Source organism: Aliiglaciecola lipolytica, from assembly GCF_018860635.1.
Classification (GTDB): domain Bacteria; phylum Pseudomonadota; class Gammaproteobacteria; order Enterobacterales; family Alteromonadaceae; genus Aliiglaciecola; species Aliiglaciecola lipolytica_A.
This window is the reverse complement of record NZ_JAHKPT010000025.1, coordinates 456,784-470,329: the sequence shown is the minus strand read 5'-3', so window position 1 is coordinate 470,329 and position 13,546 is coordinate 456,784. Positions and strand designations below refer to the sequence as shown.

Annotated in this window: 14 protein-coding genes and 1 pseudogene; 6 read left to right on the top strand and 9 right to left on the bottom strand. The window is 41.7% G+C overall.

Going from position 1 to position 13,546, the window contains the following annotated elements; genetic code table 11:
* Nucleotides 1–5: 5 nt before the first annotated feature.
* The 4 genes from panB to KO530_RS14550 all read right to left on the bottom strand — a co-directional run bounded on the left by panB (nucleotide 6) and on the right by KO530_RS14550 (nucleotide 3,919).
* Nucleotides 6–803, bottom strand: a complete 798-nt coding sequence (gene panB / locus KO530_RS14565) for a 3-methyl-2-oxobutanoate hydroxymethyltransferase (RefSeq protein ID WP_216049167.1) — start codon at nucleotides 801–803, stop codon at nucleotides 6–8.
* Between the two features lie 58 nt (nucleotides 804–861).
* The gene (gene folK, locus KO530_RS14560; RefSeq protein ID WP_216049166.1) at nucleotides 862–1,368 is read right to left on the bottom strand and encodes a 2-amino-4-hydroxy-6-hydroxymethyldihydropteridine diphosphokinase; all 507 of its coding nucleotides are present in this window, start codon (nucleotides 1,366–1,368) and stop codon (nucleotides 862–864) included.
* Entirely contained in the window at nucleotides 1,368–2,681 is a 1,314-nt protein-coding gene (gene pcnB, locus KO530_RS14555) for a polynucleotide adenylyltransferase PcnB (RefSeq protein WP_216049212.1), read from the bottom strand. Before pcnB ends, folK begins: the two co-directional genes overlap by 1 nt.
* A 221-nt stretch (nucleotides 2,682–2,902) precedes the next feature.
* Nucleotides 2,903–3,919: a LacI family DNA-binding transcriptional regulator gene (locus tag KO530_RS14550; protein ID WP_216049165.1), complete on the bottom strand. Its 1,017-nt coding sequence runs from the start codon at nucleotides 3,917–3,919 to the stop codon at nucleotides 2,903–2,905.
* 447 nt (nucleotides 3,920–4,366) lie between these two features.
* On the opposite strand from KO530_RS14550, the gene KO530_RS14545 reads away from it, so the two are divergent.
* Both KO530_RS14545 and treF read left to right on the top strand, forming a co-directional pair.
* Nucleotides 4,367–5,638, top strand: coding sequence for an MFS transporter (locus tag KO530_RS14545; protein ID WP_216049164.1), 1,272 nt, complete (start codon nucleotides 4,367–4,369; stop codon nucleotides 5,636–5,638).
* Nucleotides 5,635–7,215: an alpha,alpha-trehalase TreF gene (gene treF / locus KO530_RS14540; protein WP_216049163.1), complete on the top strand. Its 1,581-nt coding sequence runs from the start codon at nucleotides 5,635–5,637 to the stop codon at nucleotides 7,213–7,215. Before KO530_RS14545 ends, treF begins: the two co-directional genes overlap by 4 nt.
* Here the strand turns inward: treF and gluQRS are convergent.
* From gluQRS to sfsA, 3 genes are all read right to left on the bottom strand, one after another.
* Nucleotides 7,169–8,017, bottom strand: a complete 849-nt coding sequence (gene gluQRS / locus KO530_RS14535) for a tRNA glutamyl-Q(34) synthetase GluQRS (protein ID WP_216049162.1) — start codon at nucleotides 8,015–8,017, stop codon at nucleotides 7,169–7,171. The genes treF and gluQRS overlap by 47 nt on opposite strands.
* A gap of 80 nt (nucleotides 8,018–8,097) precedes the next feature.
* Nucleotides 8,098–8,544: an RNA polymerase-binding protein DksA gene (gene dksA / locus KO530_RS14530; protein ID WP_216049161.1), complete on the bottom strand. Its 447-nt coding sequence runs from the start codon at nucleotides 8,542–8,544 to the stop codon at nucleotides 8,098–8,100.
* A 225-nt stretch (nucleotides 8,545–8,769) separates the two neighbouring features.
* Nucleotides 8,770–9,474 carry a DNA/RNA nuclease SfsA gene (gene sfsA / locus KO530_RS14525; protein ID WP_216049211.1) on the bottom strand — a complete coding sequence of 235 codons (705 nt, stop codon included), beginning with the start codon at nucleotides 9,472–9,474 and terminating at the stop codon, nucleotides 8,770–8,772.
* A 91-nt stretch (nucleotides 9,475–9,565) separates the two neighbouring features.
* On the opposite strand from sfsA, the gene pepB reads away from it, so the two are divergent.
* The gene (pepB, locus tag KO530_RS14520) at nucleotides 9,566–10,858 is read left to right on the top strand and encodes an aminopeptidase PepB (protein ID WP_216049160.1); all 1,293 of its coding nucleotides are present in this window, start codon (nucleotides 9,566–9,568) and stop codon (nucleotides 10,856–10,858) included.
* 93 nt (nucleotides 10,859–10,951) lie between these two features.
* On the opposite strand, the gene KO530_RS14515 is transcribed toward pepB, so the two are convergent.
* Nucleotides 10,952–11,134 carry a helix-turn-helix domain-containing protein gene (locus KO530_RS14515; RefSeq protein ID WP_216049159.1) on the bottom strand — a complete coding sequence of 61 codons (183 nt, stop codon included), beginning with the start codon at nucleotides 11,132–11,134 and terminating at the stop codon, nucleotides 10,952–10,954.
* Nucleotides 11,135–11,316: 182 nt separating this feature from the next.
* Between KO530_RS14515 and KO530_RS14510 the strand changes: the two genes are divergently transcribed.
* Both KO530_RS14510 and KO530_RS14505 read left to right on the top strand, forming a co-directional pair.
* Nucleotides 11,317–11,916, top strand: coding sequence for a YhgN family NAAT transporter (locus KO530_RS14510; protein ID WP_216049158.1), 600 nt, complete (start codon nucleotides 11,317–11,319; stop codon nucleotides 11,914–11,916).
* Nucleotides 11,913–12,503 (top strand): YjaG family protein, encoded by a 591-nt coding sequence (locus KO530_RS14505; RefSeq protein ID WP_216049157.1) that lies wholly within the window; start codon nucleotides 11,913–11,915, stop codon nucleotides 12,501–12,503. The genes KO530_RS14510 and KO530_RS14505 overlap by 4 nt, the downstream gene beginning before the upstream one ends.
* Here KO530_RS14505 and rsmD read toward each other — a convergent pair.
* The gene (rsmD, locus tag KO530_RS14500; protein ID WP_216049156.1) at nucleotides 12,490–13,077 is read right to left on the bottom strand and encodes a 16S rRNA (guanine(966)-N(2))-methyltransferase RsmD; all 588 of its coding nucleotides are present in this window, start codon (nucleotides 13,075–13,077) and stop codon (nucleotides 12,490–12,492) included. The genes KO530_RS14505 and rsmD overlap by 14 nt on opposite strands.
* A gap of 179 nt (nucleotides 13,078–13,256) precedes the next feature.
* On the opposite strand from rsmD, the pseudogene KO530_RS22005 reads away from it, so the two are divergent.
* Nucleotides 13,257–13,546, top strand: a pseudogene (locus KO530_RS22005) (signal recognition particle-docking protein FtsY); the annotation flags it as partial.

Below are 13,546 nucleotides of genomic sequence, written 5' to 3'. Positions count from 1 at the left end.
AGCTATTAGTTAAAGCTATGTTCTGCGCTTGGAAAAACGCCATTTTGCACTTCTTCAATATAGGCCTTAACTGCTTCGCGCATATCCCCGGTGATTTCTAAATAGTTTTTAGAAAACTTGGGCATGTAATTGGCACTAATGCCAAACATGTCGTGCATTACTAAGATTTGACCATCGGTATGCGCGCCGGCGCCTATACCAATTACAGGAATATTAATTGCCTTGCTAATTTTCTCAGCTAAAGGAGCTGGGACACACTCTAAAACCAACATCTGAACACCGGCTTGTGCCAATGCTTCAGCTTGTTCGAACAATCGTTCTGCTTGCAAGTCGCCACGACCTTGGACTTTAAATCCACCAAAAACGTGCACTGACTGTGGAGTAAGGCCTAAATGGCCACACACAGGCACGCCACGCAAGTTTAGCCCCTTAATGGTATCAATCAGCCAGTCTCCGCCTTCTACTTTAACCATGCTAGCGCCAGCGGCCATTAGAGTGGCAGCATTGGCATAGGTTTGTTCTGGCGTTGCATATGTCATGAATGGCATGTCGGCCACCACAAAAGCACGACTTGTTCCTTTACGAACGGATCTCGTGTGGTAAGCGATATCATCTATGGTAACAGATAGGGTATCGTCGCAGCCTTGCAGCACCATGCCCAGTGAATCACCGATCAAAATCACATCAACACCTTGCTCGTCAAATAGCTTGGCGAAGCTGGCATCATAAGCGGTTAGCGCTGTGATTTTTTGTTTCTCTTGTTTCATTTTAAACAAGCTTGACGTAGTTACTTTCTTAGTCATAATAATCACCTCTGCTAACTGAAAAGTGCAACAAAATTAGATGGTTGCTCACTTTTGATTATTTCCATGTCACATTTGTTCTGATTACTTCGAGCCCATTTTCAGGTACGCTTTTTAGTATAGAAACTAAAGAGTCACCACATGGTAACACGAGTTCAGGAGCTATCTCACGTAACGGGTATAGTACAAATTCCCGTGTTTTCATACCGTAATGGGGCACGACTAAATCATCGCTTCGAATTTGTTCATTGCCATACAAAATAATATCTAAATCTAGGGTTCTAGGTCCCCAGCGTTCGGATTTCCGCTGTCTGCCATGGGTCAGTTCAATTGTTTGTAAGCTGGAGAGTAATTCCGAAGGCGCTAATCGTGTTGCTATTGATACCACAGCATTCACATAATCAGGTTGATCTTGCGGGCCCATAGGTTTGCTAGCATAAAAACTTGAGCATTGTTTTATGTGCGTGTTTTTGAGACCGTCAATTGCACGCAACGCCTGTTGCAGTTGCTGATCAGGCTCGGCTAAATTGCTACCCAAACCTATGTAACTAATTACGGGTTGCATTAGGAGGCGCTGGGTTTCTTACTTTTGGGACGGCGGCGAGTGCGACGAGCGGGCCCGCCTTCAGCTTCTCGGAGTTTAACTAACATTTGTTTGCGTTTATCTGGGCTAACCTCTTGAAACTCAGTCCACCAATCAGCTAACTCAAGCAGTTTACCCCCTTCAATTTGTCCACGAATCAGCAAAAAGTCATAGGCTGCACGGAAACGGGCATGTTCTAACATTTGATAGGCTCTGCGGCCGAAACGCTTTGGTAAACGCAATTGTAAAAGCCAAATTTCTCGCATCATGCTGGAAAAACGTTTGGGGATCATAATGCGTTGTATTTGTCGGTGAAGCACATCGTTGACCGCGATATTGAATGCATCGAAATGATTCAAACCTGCTTCGTCCATGAGCTTTTGACAGTGTTCTTCAATTGGATACCATAAAAATGCGGCATACATGAATGCGGGGGTTACTCTTTGACCGGTATTAATCCGGTTATCAGTATTCATCAGCATTTTTCTAATAAACTGATTTTCACGACTGTCGCTGCCTTTTAGCAAGGGCGCCAATTGTGGGAATAACGGTTGGATAAGATCATATTCCTGCATTAATTCAAAGGTTCTTAAACCTTGTCCGGAAATAAACAGTTTAATAACTTCTTCGAACAGGCGAGCAGGCGGAATATTGTTTAATAAACTGCCTAATTGATGAATTGCAGCGGCGGATTCTTGGCTGATTTGCATATTCAGTTTGGCTGCAAATCGCACTGCCCGTAACATTCTAACCGGATCTTCACGATAACGAGTTTCAGGGTCACCAATCAGCTCTAAACGTTTGTCTTTGATTGCTTGCATGCCATTGGCAAAGTCGGTCACCGTAAAGTCGGTGACGCGGTAATACATCGCGTTTACTGTGAAATCGCGACGTTCTGCATCTTCTTCAATACTGCCAAAAACGTTGTCTCTGAGAATTTGACCTTCTTGACTTTGTTTGCCTAGCACCTCTGTAGGTTTTTTGCCTTTTTCGTCATCCGAGTTTTGGTGATGGCCTCTAAATGTGGCTACTTCAATAATTTCACGACCAAAAACGACATGGGCTAAACGAAATCGGCGGCCAATTAAACGACAGTTTCTAAATAGCGCTTTGACTTCATCAGGAGTGGCATTGGTAACGACATCAAAATCTTTTGGCTGCAGTCCCATAATAAGATCACGTACACAGCCGCCTACTAAGTATGCATCGAATCCAGCGCCATTTAGGCGGTACAATACTTTCAGGGCATTATCACTGATACCTTTTCTAGAAATGCCATGCTCACCGCGAGTGATAACCTTCGGATTGAGTAAATCCGAATGGTATTCGTCAGCGTTTTTTGTCAAAGCATTTTTGACCTTTTTGATCACTCGAGAAATGATGCGTTGGCTCCTGATAACACAAATAATTTTAATGGCGCGCAATGATATACTGGATGAAGAGTATTTTCTATCTGTTGATATAGCTAGTTGCCAGTAAATTGGCTGTGAATACAACTAATACATCTAAATTATGTCTAGTTTAATTTACGACAACTAGAATCTCGTATCATTAATTGGGTATCTAGCACCACAGAGTCAACAGGCTTTTTGTTGAGTAAATCCAGTAAAGCAGAGACCAAAGCTTCCCCGCCTTTTTGGGTGTCTTGATGAATCGAACTTAGTGATGGTTGTGTGAATGCACACACTGAAATGTCATCATATCCCACTATTGCCACTTGCTCGGGGACACTAACTCCTTGTTCGTTCAATGCTCGCATCATACCTAAGGCTATTGAATCACTGGCCGCGACTATACCGTCGTAATTAAACTGATTATTTTTCAATAAGGCTAAGGTTACTTTGTAGGCATCTTCAAAGGTAAAGTGGATGTCTAACGGATTGGGTTGTTGCAATTGTGCATTTTTCAAAACCTGTTGATAACCTGCAAAACGCAAACCTGTTTCAAAGGAACGCATGCCACAAAAGACAATATTCTGACATCCTTGTTTGACTAAATGTTGAGTAGCCAATTCCCCACCCATGAAATTGTCAGTACCAACAGTCACATAGTCGCTGTTCTTTGATTGACCACCCCAAACCACTATCGGCTTTTGATGATTTATTAGTTTATCAAATGCATCCATATCGTCACCCTGACCAAACACAATCAGTCCGTCAGCGCGGTTCATCGTAAAATAATCATCTAGAGAACTGGTTTGAGCAATATTGTGGGACACCAATAACAGATCGTATTTATGACGACTTAGCTCATCGGCAATAATGCCAACGATATTCAATACAAAGGGGTCAGTAAAAGATTGATCATGTTCGGAGCTTTTAATAATCACAACGGCAATGGTGTTAGAGGTTTTCAATCGGAAGTTTCGGGCCGCGGTATTAATCTTAAAATCGTGAGCTGCCGCGAGCTTTTGTATTTTCTCGCGGGTTTTTGCACTAATTAACTTATTGTTATTCAGCGCCCTAGAAGCAGTTGAACCTGAAACCCCAGCGAGTTTTGCTAAATCGGAAAGCGAACGAACTTTTTTTGTCATGACTATCTCCAAATACTGCAGTTCATGGCAATTCCATCGAAATAGATATTTCAGTAGAGAGGAAAACTCTTAATGCTTTGATACTATTCACTATTGTACACCCTATTGATGTTAGCTTGCAGGTTAAATGATGCAAAATATCATTACCTGAATTCATCCAACATTCCGAATCGGCTTAACATCGGCTACGCACCACTTTATTTTTATCTAGGCTGATTATAGACCCGAATAAAAAATAATTGCAATCGATTGCATTTTTACATATGTTTAACAAAGATTAGCGTCACTTATTGAGTTAATGACACTTCATGGAGCATGTTAGAAGATGACTAATGAGGTTATTTAGGTGTAATCGAGTATCGCTAATATCCGTTATTTCACAACAGTGCTCGAAGTTAATCAATTGCTTAACTTGGAGCAAAATTATAGCCATTAATGGTGATTTCAATGCCCAGATTTATGACCATATTTGCCATTGCGGCTTGTTATTTTATTTTTGCTATCTTGCTCAATAGTGTAGGGACGGTCATTCTACAATCGATTAATAGTTTCGATATCAGCAAGCCCATCGCCAGTTCTTTAGAAGGATTCAAGGATCTTTCTATTGCCTTTGTGTCTTTTGCCATTGCAGCGTTTGTGCCTAGAGTGGGTTACAAACTGGCGATGATGGCAGCCTTAATATTGGTTGCTGCGGTCTGTGCGCTCACTCCGTTGTTTGCCGACTTTATGATGATCCAAATTTTATTTGCCTGTATCGGAACGGCTTTCGCGCTAATTAAAGTTTCGGTTTATAGCATCGTCGGTCAGTTGTCAGATGATACTAAAAGCCATGCATCACTGCTGAATACCATTGAAGGTATTTTTATGCTGGGGGTGTTGTCAGGTTACTGGTTATTTAGCGGATTTATCGATGCAGAAGCTCCCCATTCTTTGCGTTGGATGGAAGTATATTATTGGCTTGCTGGATTCACTGTTTTAACCGCATTAGCCGTGCTTTTTTCACCGATAAAAAAAGCGCCAAAAGCTGAACTTACTAGACCCCTGATCGACGATTTTATTGAGATGATTAAGCTCACCTACCGACCTCTGGTTTTGGTATTTGTGTTATCCATTTTCTTTTACGTTTTAATTGAACAGGGAATAGGTACTTGGTTACCTACATTTAACAACGAAATATTGCACTTACCTTTAGATGTCAGTATTCAGATTACCAGTATTTTTGCCGCTGCTATCGCCATAGGACGTTTATTGGCAGGACAAGTTTTGCGTTTCATGAATTGGTACAAGTTTTTGAATATCTGTTTAATTTTTATGGCCATATTGATGTTGTTGTGTCTGCCGATGGCCAATGCAGTTCAAAATGCTGGCCAAATCAGCACTATCTCCAGCGTCTTTGATGCACCACTCGCTGCCTACTTATTACCTCTTGTGGGGATACTGATGGCACCTATTTATCCGGTTATCAATTCAGTGATGTTAAGTTCGCTAGAAAAAGCACTGCATGCGCCCATGACCGGATTAATCGTGGTCTTTTCCGCCCTTGGGGGAACAACAGGGTCGATAATTACCGGCATTGTATTTGAGTCTTTTGGTGGTCAACGGGCGTTTTATTTATCTTTGATACCGATGGCACTGATTGCAATCACGCTATTTTTATTCAAACGCTCAACTGGTCGAATTTCACCTTTTTCAAGCCGCGACATAGAAGAGGCCGCATGAGCACTTTAATAGGACGTCAAACCGCTGGTAATTTTGAGCAAAGCTTGGCTTTTTTCAGCAGCGCATTATTTCATCAGGTCCAAACATCGGGTCTGTTTACCGACAGTAAACACTTTGCAGATGCCACGCCTAAAACCGATTGGGATGAAATTTACCAACAATATGAACAGCAATCAGCATCTGGTCATTTCAAATTGGCGGAGTTTGTTGAGCAATATTTTAGCTTTCCCGAACCGATAAAGCTGGCCGAAAATGTTCGTTATCAAACCGTTGCTGAACACATTGAAGCTTTATGGTCACTTTTACAAAAGCAGCCAGATGTCGATAGCAAAGATTCTCTTTTGCCACTGCGGTTTCCTTATTTGGTGCCGGGCGGTCGATTTAGGGAAATATATTATTGGGATAGTTATTTCACTTCTTTAGGTTTGCTCAGTTCTGGACGCAAAGAATTAGTCAAATCGATGGTGTTAAATTTTATTCAATTGCAGAAAGATATTGGCTGTATTCCCAATGGTAATCGCAGTTATTATTTTAGTCGCTCCCAACCGCCAGTATTGGGCTTAATGGTAGACATGCTGTTCAAGTCTGAGGGCAACTATAAGGATCTAGACTTTCTTAAGGAATGCGTAGAAGCCATGGATTCTGAATATGCGTTTTGGATGGCGGGTGCTGAACAGTTGAGTGAACCTTTTCAAACTCATCGTCGTTCAGTCAGAATGCCAAATGGCGGGATTTTGAATCGCTATTGGGATGAGCAAGCTTGTCCTCGAGCAGAATCTTATGCTGAGGATATAGATTCTGCTGAGCATAAAAAAGACCATGAAAAATCCACTTTCTATCGGCATATTCGTGCTGCATGCGAATCAGGTTGGGATTTCAGTTCGCGCTGGTTGGCGGATCCAGAAGATCTGCAAAGTATCCAAACTACCGATATTATCCCTGTTGACCTCAATTGTTTGCTGTATCAGCTTGAAGTGTTATTGAGTCAGTATTGGGACTTGTTAGGGCAAAAAAGTAAAAGTCAGCTTTACCAGCAAAAATCGGAAACTCGTAAAGTAACCATACAATCTTACTTTTGGGATTCTACAGATAACTTCTATCGGGATTTTAATCTGAAAACAACCAGTCAATCTGCGGTGATGTCTCTTGCCGGTGTGTTGCCTCTATTCGTTAACCTTGCCAATCATGAACAGGCCGAAGCCGTGGCCAGTCGATTGGAAAACGAATTTCTATGTGCTGGAGGTTTGCTTACCACTTTGTGTCAAAGTAGCCAGCAATGGGACGCACCAAACGGTTGGGCGCCATTACATTGGTTTGCTGTTAAAGGGTTACAGCAATACCAACAGAATGAATTGGCGACACGGATCATGCAAAACTGGCTCGCTAACGTAGAACATTATTTTCAGGCCCATGGAAGTTTAATGGAAAAATATAACGTCAAAGAAATTGACCATGTTGCGCAAGGTGGTGAGTACGAGGTACAGCATGGATTCGGTTGGACTAACGGGGTGACTAGCGCCTTCTATCAACTTATGGAGTCGAGTCAGCCCAAGCTTGAATTGCCCAATCTAAAATAGCCTGAGTCTGTTGTGGAATATGTTTAGGGACAGGTAGATTAAGATGATCCAGGGCGATGATGAGGTTTTCTTCTGTTTTATTAAGATTCAATGCCGGCGCATGATTTTGTTTACTGAATTTGCGCCCGTCTGCTGACCTGACCAATGGTAAATGCAAACATTGAGGCAGAGCCTTGCCCAAGGTCTTAAATAACGCCCACTGGCATGCTGTGGCCGTTATTAAATCTTCTCCCCTAACTATTTCGGTAACGCCTAAATTTATATCATCAGCCACAGATGCTAGGTGGTAGGCGTACAATCCATCTTTGCGCCTAACAATAAAATCTTCTTGGGTTGCGTTACTATTTACTTCGAGTTGTCCTAATCGAACATCGTTTATCTGCGATATGTTAAATTGGTTTTTTATCCGAAGGGAGTATGGGGCTTGTATCTGTTTTTTATCTCGACAAGTGCCGCTATAGAATTCACCAATAGCCTTAATTTGCGCTCGTGTGCATTCACAAGGATAAAGTAAATTTTGGCGACTGAGTTGCGATAAAATATGTTCGTAATATTGGCTGTTTTGACTTTGCAAAATGACATCGTCATCCCAAATCAAACCATGGGCCTTTAACGTCACCTGAATGCTTTCTATTGCGCCAGCCATGATTCTTGGTGGATCAATATCGTCAATGCGTAATAGCCACTTGCCGTTATTCACTTTGGCTTGCAGGAAACTTCCCAGAGCGGTCACTAATGAGCCCATATGCAGTGGCCCAGATGGACTTGGTGCAAATCGACCGATATAACTTGTTTGGTTCATAAATAATCACCAACGTAAAGTTAACGCTCTAGAAACAACAAAAGCCGCAGGTTAGCGGCTTTGGAATCGACTTAAAAAAATTAACCTTGTAGCTGTTTTTCTTTAATTTCAGCTAGGGTTTTACAATCGATACATAAATCAGCGGTAGGTCGAGCTTCTAATCGCCTTACACCAATCTCAATGCCACATGCATCGCAAAAACCAAAGTCGTCTTCTTCAATTCGTTTTAACGTTTTTTCAATTTTCTTGATTAACTTACGTTCACGGTCGCGGGTACGAAGTTCTAAGCTGAATTCTTCTTCTTGAGCCGCTCGATCTACTGGATCTGGGAAATTGGCCGCTTCATCCTGCATATGGTGAACAGTACGATCTACTTCTTCGCGAAGTTGAGAGCGCCATGCTGACAATATTTTACGGAAATGCTCGAGTTGAGCATCGTTCATATACTCTTCGCCGTCTTTCTCCTGATAAGGAGTTAGACCAGCTAGTGCTATTAATCCTAAACTTTTTTCTTTTCCAGTTGGCATGTGCCAATTCTCCTACACTACGACACAAACGTTGTTTAGCGAATGAGGATATATAGCAGATTGCTATTATCCTAGCAAATTAGGCTTGGTCGAATATATGTAACTGTTACGCTTATCAGCGGTAAAATTGGCCTAGTAAATACCAATTTTTTTGAATAAAAAACGGTGAGCTGTTTTTTACGACTCGCAAACATAGACTCCTTAGATAAAAAATCAACCTTTTTTTTACAGATCGAAACTTAGCTGCTGATTTAATTGTAGTTTTTCTTCAGAGATTTTACAGCCGTAGGCGATAATTTGTACGCCCGCAGCCATTGCTGCTTGTAAAGTCGCCGAATATTCCGGATCTATGTCGGTAGCAACTCGGATATTTTTGATGCCAGTATGCTGACTACAAAACAACAATACAGCGCGTTTCCCAGCTTGAGCAATGACAATTAGTTCACGTAAGTGTTTACTACCCCGTTGGGTTTTTGCATCAGGAAAATAACCAATCCCGTCCCTCAGTAATGTAACTGATTTTACTTCAACATAACAATCGGGCAGATTGTCAGAGGTTAACATAAAATCTATTCTGCTATTTTCTTCTCCGTACTTTACCTCTGGTTTAATCCCTTGGTATTCAGCTAATTCTTTGATTTTTGATTGGGTAAAAGCTTCGGCAACTAATTTATTCGCATTGTGGGTATTGACCCCTATCCAGTCGCCTTGGTGATTTTTACTTAGCTCCCAAGTGTATGCGAGTTTCCGTTTAGGGTTATTCGATGGACTTAACCACACTTCAAAGCCGGGGTCGCCGCAACCCGTCATGGCACCTGTATTTGGGCAATGAGCGGTCACGATTGAACCATCAGAAAGTTCCACGTCAGCTAAGAATCGTTTATAGCGTTTTATTAACTTACCCTTGATAAGTGGAGTGGGGAACAGCATATTACCTCTCATATCATGCGCTTTAGACTGCGCACACTGTTCCATGATTTAGTCTAATTAATCATGGATGCCAAAGAAAAAGGAAACCAGTATGTCACATCTTTTAGTCGAACTCAGTTATCAACCCGCTTCAGCCCATTGGGGAGATAATGCATTAGTTAGTTTTGCTGCAGAAACCGCCACCATTCACTTAAACCCTGAAGATGCTACGGATACTCAATTGTCCAAAATTGCGGTGGTTGCCCGTAAACTGGATGGAATGAATCTGTCTGGCGTCACTTTATCTGGAGATTGGAGTGAAGAACAACAATGGGCATTGGCATTTAGTTATCGTCGAGCACGCAATGCTGCTGAGATTAAATGGTTAGAAAATAGTGACAAAGAAAGCTTAGAAAAACGTTACGCTGCGCTGTGTTTTACCCGCGATTTAGTCAATGAAACGCCTGAACAACTTTCACCGGAAGAATTGGCTAAACGCAGTGTAGACTGGCTAACAGAGCTATCTGGTGACAAAGTGTCTGTAAAATACTGTGTCGGTGAAGAGTTGGCAAAAGCTGGCTGGGTGGGCATATATAACGTTGGCAGAGGCAGTGAACGGCCTCCGGTTTTATTAGAAGTTGATTACAACCCCAGCGGTGATGAAAACGCAGCTGTAGCTGCGGCTTTAGTGGGTAAGGGAATTACCTTTGATAGTGGCGGGTACAGCATGAAAAGTAGTGAAGGCATGTTGAGCATGAAGTGTGACATGGGCGGGGCGGCAACGGTAGTTGGTGCACTTGGACTGGCCATCATGCAAGGATTGAACAAGCGGGTTAAATTATTCTTATGTTGTGCTGAGAACCTAGTCAGTGGGCATGCTTATAAATTGGGTGATATTTTAACCTATAAAAACGGTGTGACAGTGGAAATTGTTAATACTGATGCTGAAGGACGTTTAGTGTTGGCGGATGGTTTAATGGCAGCCAGTGAAACCAATGCACCTTTAATTATTGATGCAGCTACTCTCACTGGTGCAGCTGTTGCTGCTACCGGTGGAGATTACAATGCAGTTTTTTCACTTGATAAACCTGCACTACAACAATTTATTATTCAATCAGAAAAACAAAATGAGCCAGTGTGGCCGCTTCCCTTAGAGTTATGGCACCAAGATAAATGTCCATCACCTTTTGCTGATACTGCAAACAGTCGTGCACAAAAAGGTGGCGGTGCCGGTGGCGCTTCAAACGCCGCTGGATTCTTGTCGCGTTTTGTTGGTAACCAAGGTAAAGGTTGGATTCATGTTGACTTAGCAGCGGCTTATAATGGCAGTGGTACTAGTCATATGCCTGCTGGTGGCAGTGGAATCGGAATAAGAGGAATTGCACAGGCGTTATTAGACGCTTAGAAGTGACTTTTTCAGCTAGACTTAGGGTTCACTAATTTATTGGTGAACCGTTAACATCTGCTGGTTAAATCATTTGTAGATACCAGCTAGCTTTTAAATACCACCTACACGCTCAGCAAACTCTTTATATTTTTCCACTTCGTTTCTATCAAACAAGGGTTTACCTTGACTATCTTTCGCCTTAGAAGTTAACAGACTTTCTCTTTCTAAACGCTCAACTCTTTGATTTTTTACTCCTAAAAAATTAGCTACCTCGGTTACGCTGATTAAACTCATCGGAGCCTCCACTATTGTGCATTTTTACTTAATTAAAGCGTAAAGTTGTCATATTGCTAGTTTATCGCTTGTTTAGATTTTCAAGCTTGGTTGCCTATGAAATTACGATAGTTTTGGATTCGATTATGGATATACCCTAAATAGGTTTACAATGCCGCGAAATTCGAATTGATGGAGGTATAATGGATATTTGGTCTGCAGCGGTAATGTTATTTCTAATAATGGATCCTTTAGGAAACTTACCAATATTTATGTCCATTTTGAAATCAATTGAGCCTAAACGTCGTCGTAAGGTGTTAGCGCGAGAGTTGGTTTTATCATTATTGATCATGTTCATCTTTTTATTCAGTGGACAAGCCGTGTTGGACTTCCTAAATGTGAAACAACAAGCGGTTAGCATTGCTGGTGGTATTATCTTATTTTTGATTGCAATTCGCATGATCTTCCCTAATAAAGGGAGCCATGACGACGATGTAACTGAGCAGGAACCTTTTATTGTTCCCTTAGCTATTCCAATGATTGCCGGTCCCTCGTTATTGGCTGCTCTGATATTGCTTGCTAACCAAGATCCTCTAAGGATGTTCGATTGGTCGTTAGCACTTTTTTCAGCTTGGGCTGTTTCCGCGAGCATTCTCATGTTTTCTGGTGTATTTTTTAAGATTCTTGGAGAGCGTGGCTTAATCGCGATTGAGCGTTTAATGGGCATGATTTTGATTATGTTGTCGATACAAATGTTTCTCGACGGCGTAGGTAATTACTTTTCACTGGGAGTGACCAATTGACCTCTAAATTAAATACATTTCAAAAAGTTCGTGAGTTAACTGGCTGGCATGCCGTTGCATACGCTGCCACTTTAACTGAACGTATGAAGCCTAATTTCCAGCTATTCTGCGAAACAGCTGAATTCGATGATGAAGGTCAATTCCACAAGTCTTTGGAATCGATTTGGCAGTGGTTGTCTCGTACGGGCTCGAAAATTAATTTCGCTTTACAGTTGGAAAAAATTGAAGATGTGACTCCCGATGCTGCTGAACATGATAGCTTCGGTGTATATCCAGCAATTGATGCGGCAATTTCTTTGGCTGCAATAATGTCGCTGATAACCAATGATGAACCTCAAGGTGCGGTGATAGTTTCCAAATTATCACAAGGGAGTGTCGAAGCATTTGTTGAACTAGTATCTGATCAGTCGTTGAGTGCTCAAGAAATAAAAGAGCACCCATTAATGCAGTGGGAAGTGGCGTTTCAAAATGAATTGGTGCAACAAATAGTCGCAATGCCTGAAGGGGCAAAAAGTGTGAAAGTGCTACGCGAAATGGCGACCAGTGAAGGCGTATCGAATATCGGAATTGAGATTAATTCACAATAAATAATTTACTAGACACACTCTGAGTCGATTTTTCTTTGATACAGCGCCAATTATCTGGAACTTGGTAGTGCTGGTTTTGCGTTTCACATTCGATGTAAATAACACTTTCGGTAACGGTTAAGTGATTTGCTTGGATTACATCGATTGCTTTGGGCACTAAACCGGCATTAAACGGCGGATCAATAAAAATTAAATCAAAGGTATCTTTTAGTCTATCGCAAACCTCAAGACTATTCCCATTTATGACTTTAGTTTGTTGCTCGGATACTTGCAGTTTTTCTAGATTGCTACTGATTAACTGCGCAGCGACCTTATCTAACTCAATAAAAGTTGCACTAGTAGCATGTCTTGAAAGTGCCTCAAAGCCAAGGCTGCCGCTGCCAGCAAACATATCTAAACAACGACTTTCATTTACATAAGGCATTAACCAATTGAACAAGGTTTCTTTGGTCCGATCGGTTGTCGGACGTAAACCTTGTGCCGCTAAAACTGGTAGCTTTCTGCCACGCCACTTGCCACTTATCACCCGGATTGAGCCGGTGATGGCATTTTGCTTTTTTACGCCTCGCTTCATGAATCCAAGAAATGCTATGATTGTCAAAATTGGACGATAGTGTATACCTTTAGTCGCTTTTCTGCATGCACACTTTTTGAAAAGTCAGGTTGCTATCAAGAAACTTTATATCAGTCGATTTTTGTTTATTAATAAAGACAAAAATCCAGACTCACATTATCAAGAGAATTAACTAAAGCATGTCTAAATTTTTCCGCTGGTTCAATAAAGATAAAGATGAAAAATCAAATCAATCTGTCGAGCAAGATGAGACGTTACAGAATGTCAGTGAAGAAGATACCGGAAAGCAAGAATCTTCTGCATCCGAATCCTCGGACGAACAGCCTAAAGCGTTAGAATCGAATGCTGCTGCAACGGTGAGTGTCGAACAGAATATTGATTCCCCGGTTACTATTTCTGAACAGCCCCAAGTTGTTGACGAAATAGCTGCAACCCAACAAAATCCTGTTGAGCCAGAGCCAGAGCCAGA

What these genes read in the sequence shown, in the direction of transcription:
- panB (WP_216049167.1), bottom strand. Translation starts at nt 803, where the DNA reads ATGACTAAGAAAGTAACTACGTCAAGCTTGTTTAAAATGAAACAAGAG.
- folK (WP_216049166.1), bottom strand. Translation starts at nt 1,368, where the DNA reads ATGCAACCCGTAATTAGTTACATAGGTTTGGGTAGCAATTTAGCCGAG.
- KO530_RS14550 (WP_216049165.1), bottom strand. Translation starts at nt 3,919, where the DNA reads ATGACAAAAAAAGTTCGTTCGCTTTCCGATTTAGCAAAACTCGCTGGG.
- KO530_RS14545 (WP_216049164.1), top strand. Translation starts at nt 4,367, where the DNA reads ATGCCCAGATTTATGACCATATTTGCCATTGCGGCTTGTTATTTTATT.
- treF (WP_216049163.1), top strand. Translation starts at nt 5,635, where the DNA reads ATGAGCACTTTAATAGGACGTCAAACCGCTGGTAATTTTGAGCAAAGC.
- gluQRS (WP_216049162.1), bottom strand. Translation starts at nt 8,017, where the DNA reads ATGAACCAAACAAGTTATATCGGTCGATTTGCACCAAGTCCATCTGGG.
- dksA (WP_216049161.1), bottom strand. Translation starts at nt 8,544, where the DNA reads ATGCCAACTGGAAAAGAAAAAAGTTTAGGATTAATAGCACTAGCTGGT.
- sfsA (WP_216049211.1), bottom strand. Translation starts at nt 9,474, where the DNA reads ATGCTGTTCCCCACTCCACTTATCAAGGGTAAGTTAATAAAACGCTAT.
- pepB (WP_216049160.1), top strand. Translation starts at nt 9,566, where the DNA reads ATGTCACATCTTTTAGTCGAACTCAGTTATCAACCCGCTTCAGCCCAT.
- KO530_RS14515 (WP_216049159.1), bottom strand. Translation starts at nt 11,134, where the DNA reads ATGAGTTTAATCAGCGTAACCGAGGTAGCTAATTTTTTAGGAGTAAAA.
- KO530_RS14510 (WP_216049158.1), top strand. Translation starts at nt 11,317, where the DNA reads ATGGATATTTGGTCTGCAGCGGTAATGTTATTTCTAATAATGGATCCT.
- rsmD (WP_216049156.1), bottom strand. Translation starts at nt 13,077, where the DNA reads ATGAAGCGAGGCGTAAAAAAGCAAAATGCCATCACCGGCTCAATCCGG.